Consider the following 19526-nt stretch of genomic DNA (forward strand, 5'->3'; position numbering starts at 1 on the left):
ATGGCCGCCGAGGCGCCCCACGCGGCAGTGACGCTGAGACGGTGTCGCCGTGAGTGCGCCCTGTGGGATAAGTAACACAGTCGGTTGAGCAAAATTGTGGGATGCGCAAAACCAACAGGCTGCCGCGCCAGCAAGGGAGAGGGGCAAGGGGGCTAGGGTAGGGCAAGGTGTTGGGGCTGGCTGGGTTGGCGTCGCCGCGATGGGGCGCACCTAGGCTTTGATCCTAAACCTCAGCGGACACTGATATGGACAGTTAATGCTCTGCCGCCACGCTGTCGCCATTTTAAACCAGAAAAACGTAAGGCCACCCGCTAGGATGGCCTTAAGTCATTGAATTCTAATGGTGCCCGGGGTCGGACTCGAACCGACACGATTATTCATCGGCGGATTTTGAATCCGCTGCGTCTACCGATTTCGCCACCCGGGCAACTGCGGGCGATTATACGAATGGCGCGATGCCATGCAAGATGTTTTTCAAAGTAATGCAATCATTTGCTTATTTATTCAACAACTTGCTGATAAAGAACTAGTTACATAGAATGCGGCCATCATTTTATAGGAAGAAAAATAATGGCCAAGCGTAAACCCATCTCTGTTACTCCCTCCGCTGTGTCGACACCTCATCACCCTTCTGCTGGGCTGCTACGGCGCCTTGGCGCCCTGTTATATGACGGATTGGTGGTGGCGTCGCTGCTGATCATTGCGGGCTTTATTGGCATGGGCATCGCCGAGTTGTTACTGGCCACTGAGCTTGCGAGTGTGCCGGAGGGAGAGGACGCCTTATGGTTGTTGACTCGCCACCGCTTCAGCTTGATTTATACCGCCTGGCTTGCCGTGGTGGGATTTGGGTTTTATGGCTGGTTCTGGACCAGAGCGGGGCAGACGCTGGGGATGCGTGCGTGGCGTTTGCGTATCCAGAATAAAGATGGCAGCCCGATCCGGGTGACTCAGGCGTTGATCCGGTTGGCCACTGCGGCGTTTGGGCTGGGTAATCTGATGTGTCTGTTTAACCGCGCCGCCCCCCGTGCATTTCAGGATATCTGGGCTGAATGTGAGGTAGTGGTGCTGGATAAACAGGAAAATCTGGAAATGCTCAATAAGTAATGGGCGGCGGCCGCTGGGTCGCCCCCTCTGCTACGCGCCCAATAAGCAACGCCCGCCGCCAGCTGTGCTGGTGGCGGGCGTTGTGGTACTGGCCGGGCGATGGGCTTATTAGGCTGAGCGCGTGGCGGTATGCAGCCTTGCTTGTTCTGCGTTGCCCAAGAGTTTACGGCTCAGGTAGCGCAGCAACACGCCGTAGAGCGGGACAAACAACCCTAAGCTAATCAACAGTTTGAACACGTAGTCCACGGTGGCAATCTCGACCCAATGTTCGGCCATGAAGGGGTCAGTGCTGCGCCAAAACGCGATGCTGAAGAAAGTAATGGTATCGACCAGATTGCCAAACAGGGTGGATGCCGCAGGAGCAATCCACCAGTGTTTGAGCAAGCGCAGGCGGTTAAAGACCACCACATCCATAAACTGTCCCACCAGATAAGCCATAAAGCTGGCCAAGGCGATGCGTGCCACGAACAGGTTAAAATCGGCCAGCTGGCCAAGGCCCTGAAAGCTCCCTTCAAAAAAGAGCACCGAGAGCACGTAGGAGACAGCCAAGGCGGGCAGCATCACGGTCTGGATGATCTTGCGGGCTAGGCCTGCCCCGAAGATCCGCACCGTCAGGTCGGTGGCCAGAAAGATAAACGGGAAGCTAAATGCCCCCCAGGTGGTATGGAAGCCAAACACGGTGATCGGCAGCTGCACCAGATAGTTACTGCTGGCAATGATCAGGATGTGGAACAACGAGAGGCGCATCAGCGCCGTCTGGTGCTGAGCAGGGGTCAGATTCATATTGTGACCTTTTTGGTTAATGGGGTTAGGGAACCCATATCGCCACCATGGCGATAATTGAGGGGCGGCATTATACCCACCGCCGCCGAGAGTTCAATCTTTATGCTGGCGGGCGAGCCAGTACAGCACCTCACGATCCTCGGGGAGTACCGCGTCGAGCCAGCAGCCGCTGTAGTGATCATATTCCAGCCGCAGCTGGCTGCCTTCAAACGCCACTCGCCAGCTGTGTCGGTCAGCGCCGGACTCTTGCTCAAGCAGCTCCAGCTCCCACGCGGCTAACAGCTGGGGGGCGAGGGCGGGGAAGTTATCCCACGCCAGTGCGGGGCAGGTCAGCAATATCACCCCCGTGGTGGGGTCGGTCTCAATTATTCGCCAGTTCATCTAGTACCTCTTAGCGACAGCCCCTTAACTACTGCAAGAAAGCTCGCCGCCGCAATACCACGCAGGGTTAGGGGTGGCGAGATCCTCATAGTCGGGTTGCTCATCATAGGGACGGCGCAGGGCGGTGAACAGCCGCTCGAACGGCGCCATGTTGCCCTGCTCGGCGGCTTCGATCACCTGCTGGGCCAGAGTATTGCGCAGCACATATTTGGGATTGATGGCATCCATCTGCGCTTTGCGCGCCCCATCCTCGCTCCCTTCACTGGCCAGTCGCAGCCGATAGCGTTCCAGCCACGCCTGCCAAATGGCCGGATCAGGCAACAGGGCCAGCAGAGACGCAGGCCATGCCCCCTCTTGCGTCACCTCACCGAGACGGCGCAGGAACAGGTGGTAATCCACCTTATTTGCCGCCAGCAGCCGGAACAGCTCACGGAACAGCGCTGGGTCATCCTCCTGCCACACCGCCAACCCCAGTTTGGCCCGCATTAGTTCGGAGTAGTGCAGCATCAGCTGCTGCTCGTACTGGGCCAACGCCGCGGCCAGTGCGGCATCGTCCACATGGCCTGCCAGTGCCTGCGCCAGCTTTTGCAGATTCCAATAGCCGACCGCCGGCTGCTGATCCAGCGCGTAACGGCCCGCCGGATCTGAGTGATTGCAGACAAAATCAGGCACGTAGGCATCGATAAAGCCGTAGGGGCCGTAATCTAGGGTCAGGCCGAGTAGCGACATGTTGTCGGTGTTCATCACCCCGTGACAAAAGCCCGCCGCCTGCCACTTGGCAATCAGTCGCGCGGTGCGGCGCACCACTTCGGTAAACAGCTCGGCGCCATTATTCAGCTCGGGGAAGTGGTGGCGCAGCAGATAATCGAGCAGCAGCGGGATCTTCTCCCCCTGTCCGCTCCAAGCGAAATACTCGATATGGCCAAAGCGCAGATGGCTAGGGGCGGTGCGCAGCACGGTCGCCCCTGTCTCGACTTGTTCGCGATAAACCGGCTCTTGGCTGGCCACCAGCACTAACGCGCGGGTGGTGGGGATGCCGAGGGCATGCAGGGCCTCACTGGCGAGATACTCGCGAATGCTGGAGCGCAGCACGGCGCGGCCATCGCCAAAACGGGAGAACGGGGTTTTGCCTGCCCCCTTGAGATGAAGATCCCAGCGCTGGCCATCTGGCGCCTGCTGTTCAGCCAACAGCAGCGCCCGCCCATCGCCGAGCCGTGGGCTGTAGCCGCCAAACTGATGGCCGGCATAGACCTGTGCCACCGGCTGCATCCCAGGGAGCGGTCGCCCCTCCCCACAGCAAGCGAGCCAGTGTGCATCGCTGACCTCGGCAAGCCCCAGTTCGGCGAGCAGATCGCGATTGAGGTGTAATAACTGCGCATCCTGCAGTGGCTGCGGGACCACGGGCTCACAAGCCCAAGGCAGTTCAGTGGCAAAGGTGTTGATAAGCTTCATGGGGGCGGTGCATCCGTGGGTATCCTCAGGGTTACCCTTTATACCGCTATTGGCGGCTTCCAGCTAACCGTCGATGACGCTCGGCGCAGCGTTCCAGCTTGCGGTGACCGACGCCGTTGATCGCCAGCATCTCGTCCTCGGTCATTGGCATGAGTTGAGCCCATTTCCACCTGAGTTGCTCGCTACCTGCGGCAGTAGTCGATGATCAGGTCCATAAAGGCCTCGCCGAAGCGCTCTAGCTTGCGGTGGCCGACGCCGTTGATCGCCAGCATCTCGTTCTCGGTCATTGGCATGAGTTGGGCCATTTCTACTAGGGTGGCATCGTTGAACACCACGTAGGGCGGCACCTCTTCATCTTCGGCGATCTGTTTGCGCAGGCCGCGCAACTCCTTGAACAAGCGCTTATCGTAGTTGGCGTTATCGAGCAGATCGTTGCGCTTCTCTTTGCGACTGGAAATGGGCTGCAAGCGGGGCACCGCCAGTGTCAGTTTCAGCTCGCCGCGCAGCACGGGGCGGGCGGCCTCGGTCAATTGCAACACCAGATTGCGGGTGATGTTCTGGGTCAGCAGCCCCTTGTGGATCAGCTGACGGATCACGCTCATCCAATATTCGTGGCTCTGATCCTTGCCGATGCCGTAGGTCGAGAGTTTGTCGTGGCCGTGATCCTTGATCCGCTGGTTGAGCGAGCCGCGCAGCACCTCCACCACATAACCCACTCCGAAATTCTGGCCCACCCGCCAGACGCAGGAGAGCGCTTTTTGGCCATCTTCGGTGCCGTCATAGCTCTTGGGCGGATCGAGACAGATATCGCAGTTGCCGCACGGCTTGTCGTTGTACTCGCCAAAGTAGTTGAGCAGCACCTGACGGCGGCAGGTTTGCGCTTCGGCAAAAGCGGCCATCACGTTGAGTTTGTACTGCTCTACCTGTAACTGGTGGGGGTTCTCGATATTGTCGAGCAGGCGCCGCACCCGACCAATATCGGCAGGATCGTACAGCAGCAGCGCCTCGGCGGGGGTGCCATCACGGCCGGCGCGGCCGGTCTCCTGATAGTAGGATTCGATGTTCTTTGGGATGTCGTAGTGCACCACGAAACGCACATTGGGCTTGTCGATGCCCATGCCAAACGCCACTGTGGCCACCACGATCTCGATGTCATCCTTGAGGAAGGCATCTTGGGTCTGCTGGCGCTGTTCAAGGGGCAGCCCAGCGTGATAGGGCGCCGCTTTGCAGCCGTGGCGGGAGAGCCGCTCGGCCACCTCTTCCACCCGATTGCGGCTGGAGCAGTAGACGATGCCGCAGTTGCCCTTCTGGCTCTGCACGTAGCGCAGCAGCTGCTCGGCGGCCTTGAATTTCTCCACCAAGCTATAGCGGATATTGGGGCGGTCGAAGCTGGCGGTGTGGATAAAGGGATCGCTCAGCTCCAACCGGTGCAGCATGTCGCTGCGGGTCGCTTCATCAGCGGTGGCAGTGAGCGCCACCACCGGCACCTGCGGGAACCATTGCTTAAGCCGCCCGAGCGCGGCGTATTCTGGCCGAAAATCGTGGCCCCACTGGGAGACGCAGTGGGCCTCGTCGATGGCGAATAGGCTCAGTGGCAGCTCGGCCAGCCGATCCATAAATTCGTGTTGCAACAGTCGTTCGGGGGAGACATAGACGATTTTGATGTCGCCACGGCGCATGGCGGCGATGTGCTGGATCATCTCTTCCCGGCTCAGGGCCGAGTTGATATAGGCCGCCGCCACGCCGTTGGCGCGCAGGCTATCGACCTGATCCTTCATCAGTGAAATTAGCGGTGATACCACCACCCCGAGCCCGGGCCGTAGCAGGGCAGGGATCTGGTAACAGAGTGACTTACCGCCGCCGGTCGGTTTGAGCACCAGCGCATCGCGCCCCGCGACGATCTGCTCGATGATCTCCTGCTGGCCCGGCCGGAACTGCTGATAGCCGAACACCGCCTGTAACAGCGCGAGGGCGGTTTCTGGCTGAGGATCGGGCAGGGTGTCGGCAATCGCGGTCATGGGCTCTCCTTTGGGGTCGCCATTCTAAAGCAGCTGCCGCTCACAATAAACCTGCCATTGCGGCTGTTAACGAACTGTTGCAGACTGGCTTGAGCTTTTACTCCGCTGTGCTGACAAGGATTGGGATCAGAGAATGAAGCAGATGCTCAAGAAGATGGCGCTCAGTGGCATTGCCAACCTGTTTGCCGAAAAGATGCCGTTTAACAAGCTGATCGGGATGCAGGTGACCCACTACGACTTCGACAAGGTGGAGCTGCGGATCAAGATGGACGAGAAGCTGATCGGCAACCCTTTCCACCACATCCTGCACGGCGGCGTCACCGCCACGCTACTGGATGTGGCGGGCGGTATGATCGTCGCCGCCTCCTGCATCGACGAGCTGGAGGATTTCTCCCACAGCTACCTCAAGGAGCGTTTTTCTCGCCTTGGTACCATCGACTTGCGGGTTGACTATCTGCGCCCAGGGCGCGGCAACGAGTTTATCGCCACCGCCCACATTATCCGAGCGGGCAGCAAGGTGGCGGTTGCCAGAATGGAGCTGCACAACGAGCAAGGCACCCACATTGCGTTTGGCACTGGCACCTATTTAGTGGGGTAGTGGCGAGTGACTGGCGCGCACGGCGCACTTTACCCGCAACCTGACTGGGATTAACGCGAGTGTGATCTACTGGCTGCGAGGGGATAAGAGGGGGATAACCTAGCGTTGCTGCCGTGATGCAAAAAGGCCGCTCTATTGAGCGGCCTTTTCAAATTTGGTCGGTGTGAGAGGATTCGAACCTCCGACCCCTTCGTCCCGAACGAAGTGCGCTACCAAGCTGCGCTACACACCGATGTCTGCGGGGCGAGAATCTACCGAAAGCCCTGATATGACACAAGCCTTTTTTGCGCTCAAAACCAGGAAAACCGACCGTTCGGTTAACTATTCAGCATGTACCCAGCCCAGCTAATATGCAGGTTTTGTTCGCCAGATAGCGCGCCTACATCACCGCGAGGATCCCAGACCTGACGAGGCTCAGCATAAGGGGGCGCAAACTGGGACTCAAAAGGCGGCCAATATCGAGATGGGTTAAGAGAGGGGGAAGGGGACACCGACGGTCCCCTTGTTATTGCGAGGTTAGGCCAGCGCTTGGAGCTGATTAGTCATGGCAATTTCGGCGCGACGGCGTTTTTCCGCTCTGGCCATCAGATACCAGCTACTAAAGGTGAACAGGGACACTGACAGCAGGATCAGGCTGGCGACCGCGTTGATCTCCGGCTTCACGCCGAGCCGTACCGCCGAGAACACCTCCATCGGTAGGGTGGTGGAGCCCGGGCCGGAGACGAAGCTCGCCAGCACCAGATCATCGAGCGACAGGGCGAACGACATCATGCCACCTGCCGCCAGCGAGGGGGCGATCATCGGGATGGTGATCAGGAAGAACACCTTCCACGGCTTGGCGCCGAGATCCATCGCCGCCTCCTCGATGGAAAGATCCAGCTCCCGCAGCCGCGCCGACACCACGATCGCCACATAGGCGCTGCAAAAGGTGGTGTGGGCGATCCAGATGGTCAACATGCCCCGCTCGGCGGGCCAGCCCACCAGCTGGGCCATCGCCACGAACAGCAGCAGCAAGGAGAGGCCGGTGATCACCTCGGGCATCACCAGCGGCGCCGTGACCATGCCACCGAACAGGGTGCGACCACGAAAGTGAGGGATGCGGGTCAGCACGAAGGCCGCCACCGTGCCCAACGCCACTGCGGCAATCGCGGTATAGAGGGCGATCTCCAGCGAGCGGAACACCGAGCCAATCAGCTGCTTGTTATCGAGCAGGCCGAAGTACCACTTCAGTGACCAGCCGCCCCACACCGTCACCAGCTTAGAGGCGTTGAAGGAGTAGATCACCATGATGACCATCGGCAAGTAGATAAACAGCAGCCCCAGCCAGAGCATCAGCTTGGCAAACTCAATGCGCTTCATATCTTGCCCTCCAGCTCTTTGGCCTGATTGCGGTTAAACAGGATGATTGGGATGATCAGCACGGCCAACATCACCACTGCCAGTGCTGAGGCCACCGGCCAGTCGCGGTTATTAAAGAACTCCTGCCACAGCACTTTGCCGATCATCAGGGTTTCTGGGCCGCCCAACATCTCGGGGATGACAAACTCACCCACCACCGGAATAAACACCAACATGCAGCCGGCGATGATGCCGTTTTTGGAGAGCGGCACCGTGATTTGCCAGAACCGAGTCAGGTTACGGGCACCCAGATCGGAGGCTGCTTCCAGCAGGCTTTGGTCATGTTTGACCAAATTGGCGTAGAGCGGCAGCACCATAAAGGGCAGATAGGAGTAAACGATACCGATATAGACCGCCAGATTGGTGTTGAGGATCTGCAGCGGTTCGTCAATCACGCCGATCCCCAACAACACACTGTTGAGCAAGCCGTTGTTGCTAAGAATCCCCATCCAGGCATAAACCCGGATCAAGATGGCAGTCCACGTGGGCATCATGATTAACAGCAGTAGGACGGTTTGAGTCTCTTTTTTCGCCCGCGCAATGGAGTAAGCCATCGGATAGCCAATCAGCAAGCACAACAGGGTGCTGACAAAGGCTATTTTCAGCGAGCCCAGATAGGCCGCAATGTAGAGCTCATCTTCCTGCAGCAGCAGGTAGTTGCCCATGTTGAGCAAGATGGTGAGTTGGTTATCGGCCCAGCTCACCACGTCGGTGTAAGGGGGAATGGCCACATCCGCTTCGGCGAAGCTTATCTTCAGCACGATGATGAAGGGCAGCAAGAAGAAGAGGAACAGCCAGAAGAAGGGGATGCCGATCACCAGTCGGCGCCCCCCCACCTGCTTCAGTCGTCTCAATATGGTCATGATTGCAACACCACGCCGCTGTCATCTTCCCAATAGAGGAATACCTGGTCATCCCAGGTTGGCCGTTTGCCGTGGCGTTCGGCATTGGCGATGAAAGCCTGAACGATTTTGCCTGATGGCAGTTCAATGTGATAAACCGAGTGACCGCCCAGATAGGCGATGTCGTAGACTGCCCCCGTGGTCCAGTTAAAGTCGGGGTGCTCGATGTCGGTCGGTTTTTGCAGGCTCATCAGCAGTTTTTCTGGCCGCAGGGCGTAAGTTACCTTCTTGTTTTCGGCGCGGGAGCTGATGCCGTGGCCCACATAGATGGGTTGATCCAGATCGGCACAGGCGATGGTGGCGTGATCTTGCTCATCTTCCACCAGCAGGCCGTCGAACAGATTGACGTTGCCGATAAACTCACACACCAACCGACTGGCCGGGGTCTCGTAGATATCCATCGGGCTGCCGATCTGTTCAATGCAGCCCAAATGCATGATGGCGATCCGCTCTGCCATGGTCATCGCCTCTTCCTGATCGTGGGTCACCATGACACAGGTCACCCCGACCCGCTCGATGATCTCCACCAGCTCCAGCTGCATCTTGGAGCGCAGCTTCTTATCGAGTGCCCCCATGGGTTCATCTAGCAGCAGCAGCTTGGGGCGCTTGGCTAACGAGCGTGCCAGTGCCACCCGTTGCCGTTGACCACCAGAGAGTTGATGCGGCTTGCGCCGAGCGTATTCGGTCATCTGCACCAGCTTGAGCATCTCCTCCACTCGGGCATCGATCTCAGCCTTAGGCAGGCTGTCTTGCTTAAGACCAAAGGCGATGTTCTGCGCCACCGTCATATGGGGAAACAGGGCGTAGGACTGGAACATCATGTTGATGGGGCGCTCATAAGGCGGCATGTCGGTGATGTCGACTCCATCAAGAAAAATCCGGCCTTCGGTTGGGCGCTCGAACCCTGCCAACATCCGCAGCAGGGTCGATTTGCCAGAGCCCGAGCCGCCAAGCAGGGCGAAGATCTCACCTTTGTGGATGTTGAGCGAGACGTTATCGACCGCCAAGGTTTCATCAAATTGCTTGCTGACCCGATCGATCTTGACCAGCACTTCTTTGCGCTGCTGACTGCCCTCAAGGGCTTTTTTGTAGGCACTGGAAGCTATCGCCATGACCAAACTCCTAACAGGATACCGACCGCAAAGCCGGTCTATAAATGCGATTTGGTGCCCCAGTGGTGGGCACCAAGGTTAGGTTCCGGACTTGATCTTGGTCCAACTCCGGGTGATTTGGCGCTGCACTGAACGGGGATGGGCCTGTTGCACATATAAACGTTCGAGTATCGCCTGGGGCGGGTATACCCCTTCATCGTTGCGCACGGCTTGATCCATAAATGCGCCTGCTTTGGCATTGGGGTTGGCATAACCCACATAGTTGCTGACCTTGGCAATGACCTCGGGTTGCAACACATAGTTGATCAGGGCGTGCGCCTCTTTGACATTGGTGGCATCGGTTGGGATGGCCATCATGTCAAACCAAAGATTGCCCCCTTCCTTGGGAATGCGGTAGGCAATCTTGACCCCTTTGCCTGCCTCCTCGGCTCGGGTGGCGGCTTGCAGAATGTCACCCGAGAAACCCGCGGCCACACAGATGTTGCCGTTGGCCAGATCGCCGATGTATTTCGAGGAGTGGAAATAGGCCACATAGGGCCGCACCTTCAAGATTTGTGCCTCTGCCCGCTTAATGTCGGCGGGATCGTGGCTATTGGGGTCAAGACCGAGATAGTTGAGCACCGCGGGGATCATCTCATCGGCTGAGTCGAGAAAGGCCACGCCACAGCGTGCCAGTTTTGCCATGTTTTCTGGTTCAAACAGGGTTGACCAAGAGTCAATGTTATCGACCCCTAACACCGCCTTGACCTTGTCGACGTTATAGCCGATGCCGTTAGTACCCCACAGATAGGGGACCGCGTATTGATGGCCCGGATCGACCTTATCGAGCTGCTTGAGCAGCAGCGGGTCCAGATTGCTGAGATTGGGCAGCAGGGCTTTATCTAGCTTCTGAAACGCCCCAGCTTGGATCTGCTTGGCCAAGAAGTTGTTAGAGGGCACGACCACGTCATAACCGGTTCGTCCCGTCAGCAACTTGCCTTCCAGCGTTTCGTTGGAATCAAACACGTCGTAGATCGCTTTGATGCCAGTGGTTTGCTGAAAGTCGCTGAGGGTCGTCTCGCCGATATAGTCAGACCAGTTGTAAAAATGGACCACAGGGGCGGCCTGGGCCAGGTTGGCTAACCCTGCAGCCAAGGTCAGGGTTATGAGCTTACTTACATACACAGTCTCAGTTCTCCTGTTCAGTGGTTGACCGTTAGCGCATCCATTCGCTCGGCCCATCTTTAAGCGATGGTGTCACCCCCCTCCCAGCCGAACTGCGGACTGGGAGGGGCATTCATATTTACTTACCTGACTTGATCTTGGTCCAGCTCCGGGTCATTACCCGCTGCACCTTGGCGGGCAGGTCTGGAAAGGTGTAGATCTTTTGCAGGGTGGCACTACTGGGGTAGATACCTGGGTCGGTGCGGATCGGCTCATCGACCAGCGGGGTCGCCGCTTTATTACCATTGGGAAATTGCACCACGTTGGTGATGTTAGCGATGACCTCTGGCTTCATCAGGTAGTTGATGAAGGTGTGGGCATCTTCCACGTTCTTGGCATCCGCGGGGATGGCGATCATGTCAAAGAAGCTGCCTGCCCCCTCTTGTGGGATGGTGTAGGTCAGCGCGACCCCATTCTTTGCCTCTGCCGCTCGCGCTTTGGACTGCTGTAAGTCACCGGAGTAACCCACCGCGACGCACAGGTTGCCGTTAGCTAAATCCGAGATGTATTTGGAGGAGTGGAAATAGGCGGTATAGGGGCGAATGGAGAGGAACAGCTCCTCCGCTTTCTTCAGCTCAGCGGGCTTTTGGCTATCAGGTTTAAAGCCCAGATACTGCAAGGCGGCGGGTAGCATTTCGGTCGGTGAGTCGAGGAAGGAGACGCCGCACTCCTTGAGCTTGGCCATGTTCTCGGGCTTGAACACCAGATCCCACGAGTTAACCGGCGCGTCGGCACCTAATACTTCCTTCACTTTCTCAGCGTTGTAGGCATAGCCGATGGTGCCCCACAGATAGGGGATGGAGTATTGGTTACCCGGATCGCTTGGTTCGAGAGCTTTGAGCAGATCAGCATCCATGTTTTGCCAGTTGGGGAGCTTACTCTTATCGAGCTTTTGGAACACCCCAGCCTTAATTTGTTTTGCCAAGAAGGGGTTAGAGGGCACCACGATGTCGTAGCCAGATTTGCCAGCCAGCAATTTGGCTTCCAGCACTTCGTTGCTATCGAACACGTCATACACCACCTTGGTGCCTGTTTCCTTCTGGAACTGCTCCAAGGTTTCTGGGGCGATATAATCGCTCCAGTTGTAGACATGTAGCACTTTCTCTTGGGCCATGGCGCCAGTGCTGGCTATCACCAACGCAACGCTGGCGGCGATTACGCCTGTTTTGAAAGACATCATCCTTGTCTCCTAAGCACATTGTATGCGAATGCCAATCTGCTCGGGCGGCCTCAACCTTTCAGCGTTTGGGCTGTGAGGTCTAGGCTTCGCCTTGCCAAACTGACTAATTCATCAACCTGCTCCTCGGTGATGACCAAGGGGGGCGATATGATCATGGTATCGCCTACCGCCCTCATCACCAAGCCATTGTTAAAACAGAATTCCCGACAGGTCATCCCCGCGTTGGCCGCAGTTGGGAAACGCTGGTTAGTCCGCTTATCTTGGACAATTTCAAGGGCCGCTACCAAGCCCTTGCCACGGGTTTCTCCCACCAATGGGTGGTCAGCCAACTCGCGCCAGCGGCGCTGTAAATAGGGGCCGATGGTCTCGTTTACTCGCTTAACTATGCTTTCGCTTTGCATAAGTTTAATGTTGGCGATGGCCACGGCACATGCCACCGGATGGCCTGAGTAGGTGAAACCGTGGTTAAACTCGCCTCCCTCTTCAACTAACACCTTGGCGACCCGATCGCTCACCATCACCGCGCCAAGGGGTAAATAACCAGAGGTGATCCCCTTAGCGAGGCACATCAGGTCGGGTTTGATGCCAAATCCCTCGCTGGCAAACCAATGACCGGTGCGACCAAAGCCGCAGATCACCTCGTCGGCGATCAGCAAAATGCCGTAGTGATCGCAGATGCGCTGGATTTCAGGCCAGTAGCTGTCGGGCGGAATAATCACCCCGCCCGCCCCTTGGATTGGCTCGCCAATAAAGGCAGCGACCTTGTCCACCCCCAGCTCCAGAATCTTCTGCTCCAACTGGCGGGCCCGCTCTAGCCCAAACTCATGGGGGCTTATCCCTTGTCCTTCACCGAAGTGATAGGGCTGATCGATGTGCACTATGCCGGGAATGGGCAGGCCACCCTGAGCGTGCATTCCCTTCATGCCACCGAGGCTGGCCCCTGCGACGGTAGAACCGTGGTAAGCGTTATGGCGGCTGATGATCACCTGTTTCTCTGGCTGCCCTTTACTGGCCCAGTAGTGGCGCACCATCCGCAGCACGGTATCGTTACATTCGGACCCTGAGCCGGTAAAAAACACCTGATTGAGGTGAGGGGGGGTGATCTCGGTTAACAGGGTGGCTAACTCAATTACTGGCGGGTGGGCGGTCTGAAAGAACAGGTTGTAGTAGGGCAGTTGCTGCATCTGCTGGGTGGCGGCATTGACTAGCTCCTGCCGACCATAGCCCATGTTGACGCACCACAACCCCGCCATACCATCGAGGATACGTTGACCATCGGAGTCTTCCAGGTAGACACCGCTGGCCTTGGTAATGATGCGACTGCCCTTTTTATTGAGCGCCTGAAAGTCAGTAAAGGGGTGTAAGTGGTGGCTGGCATCCAGCTGCTGCCACTCACGGGTAGTCTGTTGCATTGCTTGCTCCTTGGTCCTTCGATGTCAGCGATGTGGTCGGCATGGGATAAGAGGAGAGCAACCCATCATGGTGATGAATCGATGATGGGACGCTCTGGCTCGTTGCCATGGCTTGGCGGTACATGGAGCAGGCCAAGGCGGGCCTCCCCAAGTGGGATGATGGATTGGCTCGCCTGATTTATACGTTCAGCAGCAGGAACTCCCGCTCCCAGCGACTGATCACCCCAAAATAGGTCTCATACTCTTTGCGCTTGACCGCGACAAATGCGCGAGTGAACCGCTCACCCAGCATCTCCTTGATGGGCTCGCACTGTTCGAGGTGGCTGAGCGCCTCTTCCAGTGAGCGGGGTAGGCTGTAGGGCAGGTCGTAGGCGCTCGATTTCATCTCCTGCATCGGCTCTAGTTTCTCCATCATGCCGAGATAACCACACGCCAAGGTGGCGGCCAGCGCCAGATAAGGGTTGGCATCGGCCCCAGCGAAGCGGTTTTCTACCCGCCGCGCACTGGGCTCGGAGAACGGCACCCGCAAACCGCAGGTGCGGTTTTCCACCCCCCACTGGACGTTACGCGGTGCGCTTTCGCCAAAGGTGAGACGACGATAGGAGTTGACGTTAGGGGCCAACAGGGCAGTCACCGCTGGGGTGTACTTTTGCAGTCCGGCGATAAAGTGCATGAACAGATCGGAGTTATTCCCCTCCGCCGTCGCAAACAGGTTATGGCCGTTGGCATCTTCCAGACTCTGGTGAATGTGCATCGCCGAGCCGGGCTCATTGCTCATCGGTTTGGCCATAAAGGTGGCGTAGATTCCGTGTTTGTGCGCGGCTTCACGCATGGTGCGTTTGAACAGGAACACTTGATCGGCCAAGTCGATAGCATCCCCATGTAGGAAGTTGATCTCCATCTGGGCGGCGCCGGATTCGTGGATCAGGGTGTCGACTTCCAGCTCTTGCGCCTCGCAGTAGTCATACATGTCTTCAAAAATGGGGTCGAATTCGTTAACCGCATCGATGCTAAAGGATTGGCGCGCGGTTTCTGGACGGCCGTTACGGCCTACTGGCGGCATCAGCGGGTAATCAGGATCTTCATTGCGAGTGACCAGATAAAATTCCAGCTCTGGTGCGACCACCGGTTTCCAGCCCTGTTTTTCGTAAAATGACAGTACCCGACGCAGCACCGAGCGCGGCGCAATGTCGATAAGCTTACCGTTGACATCAAAGCAGTCGTGAATGACTTGGGCGGTCGGCTCCAGTGCCCACGGCACGAAGCGGATAGTGTTAGGGTCTGGGTAAAGCTGCATGTCCCGCTCAAGCGGGTCAATCATGCTGTCGTCATCCGGATATTCGCCGGTGACTGTCTGGGTGAAGATGACTTCGGGTAGGCGCATGCCACCCTCACGTAAAAACTTACTGGCTGGGATGATTTTACCCCGGGCGTTGCCGGTGAAATCTGGGAACAGGCACTCCACTTCCGTGATGCGATTGCTCTCCATCCAGCCTTTGATACTGTCCATGTTAAACCCCGACTGTACGATTACCATTGGCAAGGGTGTCTAATATATGGAACACCCTTGTTACGAAATTGTAATTAATACCCCCATAAAAGCCCGCCAGCAAGGGCGATGTCAAGCGGGAGTGTTTAAAAAACTATAAATAACGGCGCATATAATGACCATCTCGATGCCAAATACTAAACACGTAGATAGGCAATATGGCGTCGTACTGACCGCTCATCTCATCAGGCTTCCATCTTGAATAAAGTGGTCACTTATCCGACCACTGGCGGGTTTTTCTTTGTCAAGAACCACACTCTTTGGCCGATTTACTTTGCAGAGCGGTTTTTTTTTGGTACAAGGCCCGCCCTGATTTACACCTGTTGTGGCCGCTTCAGCCGAGGTAGCGCGGTGTCAATCCAGTAACAAGGGGGTTGGTCTTTATCCAGATGACCCCATTAACAGAGATCATTGAGTTAACTGACTGGTAGTAAAATCGAATGTGTGACTTCATGAATAAAGACCAACTGGCCTTTTATAAGGGCCAGATCGAGCGACACATCGTCGAGCTCGAAGAACGCCTCAATTCTCAGGCTAGCCAAGCCATCGCCACCGATACCAACGAGATGGCTGACGAAATTGATCGTGCCAGCATTGAAGAAGCTCGTCGTTTGGAGCTGAATCGAATCGAGCATGACAAACTGCATCTGCGCAATCTCAAAGGTGCGTTAAGACGGATCAGTGAAGGGGAATTTGGTTACTGCGAGTCTTGTGGGGAGCAAATCTCACTGAAGCGACTGCAAGCTCGGCCTGAATCTCGGTTCTGTCTTGAGTGCCAAAGCACCAAAGAGTTCAACGATAATCATGTGTTCCGCCGTGTCGCCTGATATGGCGAGGATGTAGTGATCGCCGGTTAATCGGCACCACCTGATGACCCCGAGGTCATGCCCATAGGCTTGGGGGTATGGCCACTTTTCAGCACGCTAGTGATAACTTGGTTAGACTTCAGTTACCCCTGATTTCTAGCGGAAAACGGCGTATGAAATGGCTCATCAAGCTATGTGTCTGCTTGCCGATGCTGGTACAAGCCCAAGGTCTAATAGTGAAGGTGCCCAGTCGGCCCGTTAACCATCTCGAGCAAGAGTACCAGCTTAAGCTGCTGGAGCTGGCACTCTCCCACTCAGGTCAACCTTTTCAAATTAAACAGGTTGACCTCGATCTAAACCAATTCACGCTACAGCAGCAATTGAGCAAGGGCGAGAGCATCAATGTGTTTTGGATGAGTACATCCAGCGAGCTTGAATCGATGTTTATTCCCATCCCCATTCCCATTTTCCGTGGCTTGGAAGGGCTGCGCCTTGGCCTGATCCATGTCAATGATCAAGCGCGCTTCGATCGCGTTAAAAACGTGGATGATTTAAAGCAGATGAAGGTAGCGCAGGGGGTGGGTTGGGCGGATAACAAGGTGCTCAGGCACGCGGGAATTAAGACCTATTCGGGGCGGTACAGCAATTTGTTTCGGCTGATTAACGATGGTGACAAGCTGGATTTTTTCCCGCGATCCCTTATAGCGATCTTCGCTGAGCGTAGAGAGCTAGGCGCAGAGTATTCCAATCTTGCTATTGAAAAGCGTCTGGTGCTGCGTTACTCCATGGCACAGCTATTTTTTGTGAGCCCCAAACACCCTGAGTTGGCGCGAGCGATCCATCAAGGGTTAGAGCGCTCATATGCCGATGGCAGTTTTATGACGTTTTATAAACAACATCCTCGGATCCGCGAGGCGTTAGCCAGTGCGAATTTGGATCAGCGCATCACCATTACTCTCACCAACCCAGATCTCACCCCCTTGTTAAAAAGCATCCCAGCCCGATATTGGGACTATCCCCCCCTGTGACAGAAACCATGTGGTGACCTGTCTCTGTGTGAGCGGGGCTACTACTAACCTGATGATTCGAGGTATGACCATGAGGCAAGCCAACCTCAGCCTGCTACTCGCAGGCTGGTTGCTGAGTATGTCGGCATTCGCAGATAACGCGGATACCATTGGTGAAGTCAGTACCGCCTTCAAGCTGTTTGGCCCCAACCACAAGATTCGGGTAGAAGCGTTCGACGACCCGCGCATCGACGGCGTCGTCTGCTATCTGGCGCGTCCCAAGACTGGTGGCGTCAAGGGGGGGCTGGGACTGGCGGAAGATCCCTCCCACGCCTCCCTGTCGTGTCACCAGATCGGCCCCATCACCGTGCCCGAGCAGCTCAAGGCGGGAGAAGAGGTGTTCGACGTTAGCACCTCGCTGGTGTTCAAGGAGCAGAAAGTGGTGCGCTTTTACGATACAAAACGCAATGCGCTGATCTACCTGACTTACAGCACTAAGCTGGTGGATGGATCGTACAAAAGTGCTGTCAGTGCAGTGCCCATTATGCCGTGGGGCCGATGAACCATTGGTTTTTCCGGTGATAACCAGCCTGTTTTGTTGTAATTTAACCACATCATCAGTCGCGGAGCGCACATCATGAAAGTCGCCGTATTCAGTACCAAGAGCTATGACAAAGAGCATTTCAACCAAGCTAATAGCCGTTTCGGCTTTGAGCTGGAGTTTTTCGATGTGCGACTGGAAGCCAAGACAGCGCGGCTGGCCCATGGTGTTCCGGTAGTTTGTCTGTTCGTCAATGACGATGCGGATCGCGAGGTATTGACCGAACTGGCCAGCAATGGCACCAAGGTGATCGCCCTGCGCTGTGCCGGTTACAACAACGTGGATCTGGCCGCTGCCAAAGAGCTGGGGCTGAAAGTGGTGCGAGTCCCCGCCTACTCCCCCGAGGCGACCGCCGAGCATGCTGTCGGCATGATGATGTGCCTCAACCGCCGGATTCATAAGGCCTATCAACGCACCCGCGATGCTAATTTTTCGCTGGAAGGGCTGGTTGGTTTTAACATGCATGGCAAAACGGTTGGCGTCATCGGCACCGGCAAGATTGGGCTCGCCGCCCTGCGCATCCTCAAGGGGTTCGGGGTTCGTCTGCTGGTCAACGATCCGTATCAGAATCCGGTCGCCATCGAGTTAGGGGCCGAGTATGTGGATCTCGATACCCTGTTTCGCCAATCCGATATCGTCAGCCTGCACTGCCCGCTGTTCAAGGAGAACTACCACCTGCTGAACCAGGAGGCGTTCGCCAAGATGAAGGACGGGGTGATGATCATCAACACCAGCCGTGGCGGCCTGCTCGACTCCAACGCAGCCATCGAGGCGCTCAAGACCTCCCGCATCGGCGCGCTGGGGCTGGATGTCTACGAGGAGGAGGAAGATCTGTTCTTCTCCGATAAGTCCAACGAAGTGATCACTGATGACGTGTTCCGCCGCTTATCGGCCTGTCACAATGTGCTGTTTACCGGCCATCAGGCGTTCCTGACCCGCGAGGCGCTGCATGCCATTGCTGATACCACCCTCGGCAATATTCGCGCCATCGAAAGCCAGGGCCGCTGCGACAACGAGGTGGAGTAACCCCCCCTCGTCGTACCCCGCTTTACATCTCTATGCGCCGGGTTGTGAGACTCGGCGCCATCGGTTAGGCTACCAGCCCTTTTTATGCAGGAGTCTGGTTGCCTATGTTTATCGGATTTGATTACGGCACTTCTAACTGCGCGGTGGCCGTGATGGAACAGGGCCGCCCCAGACTGCTCAACCTTGGTCCATCCCACTATCTTCCCTCCACCTTGCACGCCCCCCACCGAGATGCCATCGCCGGTCTGTTGGCTGAAGGGCTGGCACCGGCCCAGCAGGCGGAGTACCTCAAGCTGCGTGGCCCCGTGGTCAGCCGCGCTCAGATGGTTCGCCGCCAGATGCGCGAAGAGGGACTGATCGACGAGCTCTGCTTCGGCGGTGCCGCACTGGAACGCTATCTGGAAGAGCCGGACGACGGCTACTATATCAAATCGCCAAAATCTTTCCTTGGCGCCTATGGCCTCAAGGCCCCCCAGATCGCCCTGTTTGAAGATATCGTCTGCGCCATGATGCTCCATGTCCGCCAGCAGGCGGAGCAGCAGCTGGGCGCCCCGATCCGCCAGGCGGTGATCGGCCGCCCGGTCAACTTCCAGGGCCTGGCGGGGGAGGAGAGCAACCAGCAAGCTATCGCCATCCTGACCGAGGCGGCCCGTCTGGCCGGTTTCGAGCAGGTGGAGTTCCTCTATGAACCGGTAGCCGCCGGGTTTGAATTCGAGGCGCGCCTCACCGAAGACGCCGTGGTGCTGGTGGTGGATATCGGCGGCGGTACCACCGACTGCTCCATGCTGCGGATGGGCCCGAGCTACCGCGATCAGCTGGATCGCAGCGGCGATCTGCTCGGCCACAGCGGCCAGCGGATCGGCGGCAACGACTTCGACATCCGCCTGACGGTGGAGGGGATGATGCCGCTGCTCGGCATGCACGAGACCCTCAAGACTGGCAAGCCGCTGCCCCACCCGCTGTTCTGGGATGCGGCCGCCATCCACGACGTCAG

The 19526-nt window shown here is 57.0% G+C and carries 18 protein-coding genes and 2 tRNA genes; 7 read left to right on the plus strand and 13 right to left on the minus strand.

Annotation, left to right across the window (positions count from 1 at the left end):
* Positions 1 to 341 precede the first annotated feature (341 nt).
* Positions 342 to 427: transfer RNA gene (locus CUC53_RS04975), tRNA-Leu, on the minus strand.
* A 143-nt stretch (positions 428 to 570) separates the two neighbouring features.
* Here CUC53_RS04975 and CUC53_RS04980 point away from each other — a divergent pair.
* A complete protein-coding gene (locus CUC53_RS04980) occupies positions 571 to 1104 on the plus strand; it encodes an RDD family protein (RefSeq protein WP_100293128.1) in 534 nt (177 codons plus the stop codon).
* Positions 1105 to 1212: 108 nt separating this feature from the next.
* On the opposite strand, the gene CUC53_RS04985 is transcribed toward CUC53_RS04980, so the two are convergent.
* The 4 genes from CUC53_RS04985 to recQ form a co-directional block, all read right to left on the minus strand.
* Positions 1213 to 1887, minus strand: a complete 675-nt coding sequence (locus CUC53_RS04985; protein ID WP_100293129.1) for a 7-cyano-7-deazaguanine/7-aminomethyl-7-deazaguanine transporter — start codon at positions 1885 to 1887, stop codon at positions 1213 to 1215.
* A 93-nt stretch (positions 1888 to 1980) separates the two neighbouring features.
* Positions 1981 to 2268: a DUF3630 family protein gene (locus tag CUC53_RS04990; RefSeq protein ID WP_100293130.1), complete on the minus strand. Its 288-nt coding sequence runs from the start codon at positions 2266 to 2268 to the stop codon at positions 1981 to 1983.
* 24 nt (positions 2269 to 2292) lie between these two features.
* Positions 2293 to 3720: a protein adenylyltransferase SelO gene (locus tag CUC53_RS04995; protein WP_100293131.1), complete on the minus strand. Its 1428-nt coding sequence runs from the start codon at positions 3718 to 3720 to the stop codon at positions 2293 to 2295.
* Between the two features lie 182 nt (positions 3721 to 3902).
* Positions 3903 to 5738 carry an ATP-dependent DNA helicase RecQ gene (gene recQ / locus CUC53_RS05000; RefSeq protein WP_100293132.1) on the minus strand — a complete coding sequence of 612 codons (1836 nt, stop codon included), beginning with the start codon at positions 5736 to 5738 and terminating at the stop codon, positions 3903 to 3905.
* A 133-nt stretch (positions 5739 to 5871) separates the two neighbouring features.
* Here recQ and CUC53_RS05005 point away from each other — a divergent pair, with 133 nt between their 5' ends.
* On the plus strand, positions 5872 to 6336 hold the full coding sequence (locus CUC53_RS05005) for a thioesterase family protein (RefSeq protein ID WP_167386686.1): 465 nt from the start codon (positions 5872 to 5874) through the stop codon (positions 6334 to 6336).
* Positions 6337 to 6491: 155 nt separating this feature from the next.
* On the opposite strand, the gene CUC53_RS05010 is transcribed toward CUC53_RS05005, so the two are convergent.
* The 8 genes from CUC53_RS05010 to CUC53_RS05045 form a co-directional block, all read right to left on the minus strand.
* A tRNA-Pro gene (locus tag CUC53_RS05010) sits at positions 6492 to 6568 on the minus strand.
* 284 nt (positions 6569 to 6852) lie between these two features.
* A complete protein-coding gene (locus CUC53_RS05015) occupies positions 6853 to 7695 on the minus strand; it encodes an ABC transporter permease subunit (RefSeq protein WP_100293133.1) in 843 nt (280 codons plus the stop codon).
* Positions 7692 to 8597 carry an ABC transporter permease subunit gene (locus tag CUC53_RS05020; RefSeq protein ID WP_100293134.1) on the minus strand — a complete coding sequence of 302 codons (906 nt, stop codon included), beginning with the start codon at positions 8595 to 8597 and terminating at the stop codon, positions 7692 to 7694. The genes CUC53_RS05015 and CUC53_RS05020 overlap by 4 nt, the downstream gene beginning before the upstream one ends.
* The gene (gene potA, locus CUC53_RS05025; RefSeq protein ID WP_100293135.1) at positions 8594 to 9748 is read right to left on the minus strand and encodes a polyamine ABC transporter ATP-binding protein; all 1155 of its coding nucleotides are present in this window, start codon (positions 9746 to 9748) and stop codon (positions 8594 to 8596) included. Before potA ends, CUC53_RS05020 begins: the two co-directional genes overlap by 4 nt.
* Before the next feature lie 78 nt (positions 9749 to 9826).
* A complete protein-coding gene (locus tag CUC53_RS05030; RefSeq protein ID WP_420808043.1) occupies positions 9827 to 10888 on the minus strand; it encodes a polyamine ABC transporter substrate-binding protein in 1062 nt (353 codons plus the stop codon).
* Positions 10889 to 11030: 142 nt separating this feature from the next.
* Positions 11031 to 12128, minus strand: a complete 1098-nt coding sequence (locus CUC53_RS05035) for a polyamine ABC transporter substrate-binding protein (RefSeq protein ID WP_100293148.1) — start codon at positions 12126 to 12128, stop codon at positions 11031 to 11033.
* Between the two features lie 53 nt (positions 12129 to 12181).
* Positions 12182 to 13543 carry an aspartate aminotransferase family protein gene (locus tag CUC53_RS05040; protein ID WP_100293137.1) on the minus strand — a complete coding sequence of 454 codons (1362 nt, stop codon included), beginning with the start codon at positions 13541 to 13543 and terminating at the stop codon, positions 12182 to 12184.
* A gap of 178 nt (positions 13544 to 13721) precedes the next feature.
* Complete coding sequence (locus CUC53_RS05045) at positions 13722 to 15053, minus strand: glutamine synthetase family protein (RefSeq protein WP_100293138.1); 1332 nt, start codon at positions 15051 to 15053, stop codon at positions 13722 to 13724.
* Between the two features lie 479 nt (positions 15054 to 15532).
* On the opposite strand from CUC53_RS05045, the gene CUC53_RS05050 reads away from it, so the two are divergent.
* From CUC53_RS05050 to yegD, 5 genes are all read left to right on the plus strand, one after another.
* Positions 15533 to 15919, plus strand: a complete 387-nt coding sequence (locus CUC53_RS05050) for a TraR/DksA family transcriptional regulator (RefSeq protein WP_100293139.1) — start codon at positions 15533 to 15535, stop codon at positions 15917 to 15919.
* Positions 15920 to 16071: 152 nt separating this feature from the next.
* Positions 16072 to 16926 carry a hypothetical protein gene (locus CUC53_RS05055; protein WP_100293140.1) on the plus strand — a complete coding sequence of 285 codons (855 nt, stop codon included), beginning with the start codon at positions 16072 to 16074 and terminating at the stop codon, positions 16924 to 16926.
* Between the two features lie 64 nt (positions 16927 to 16990).
* A complete protein-coding gene (locus CUC53_RS05060; protein ID WP_100293141.1) occupies positions 16991 to 17467 on the plus strand; it encodes a CreA family protein in 477 nt (158 codons plus the stop codon).
* Positions 17468 to 17542: 75 nt separating this feature from the next.
* A complete protein-coding gene (locus tag CUC53_RS05065) occupies positions 17543 to 18532 on the plus strand; it encodes a 2-hydroxyacid dehydrogenase (protein WP_100293142.1) in 990 nt (329 codons plus the stop codon).
* A 104-nt stretch (positions 18533 to 18636) separates the two neighbouring features.
* Positions 18637 to 19526 (plus strand): molecular chaperone (gene yegD / locus CUC53_RS05070; RefSeq protein WP_100293143.1); only part of this gene is annotated, 890 nt, incomplete at its 3' end.

The sequence above is a fragment of the Aeromonas cavernicola genome, from assembly GCF_002795305.1.
In the GTDB taxonomy this organism is placed as follows: Bacteria; Pseudomonadota; Gammaproteobacteria; order Enterobacterales; family Aeromonadaceae; genus Aeromonas; species Aeromonas cavernicola.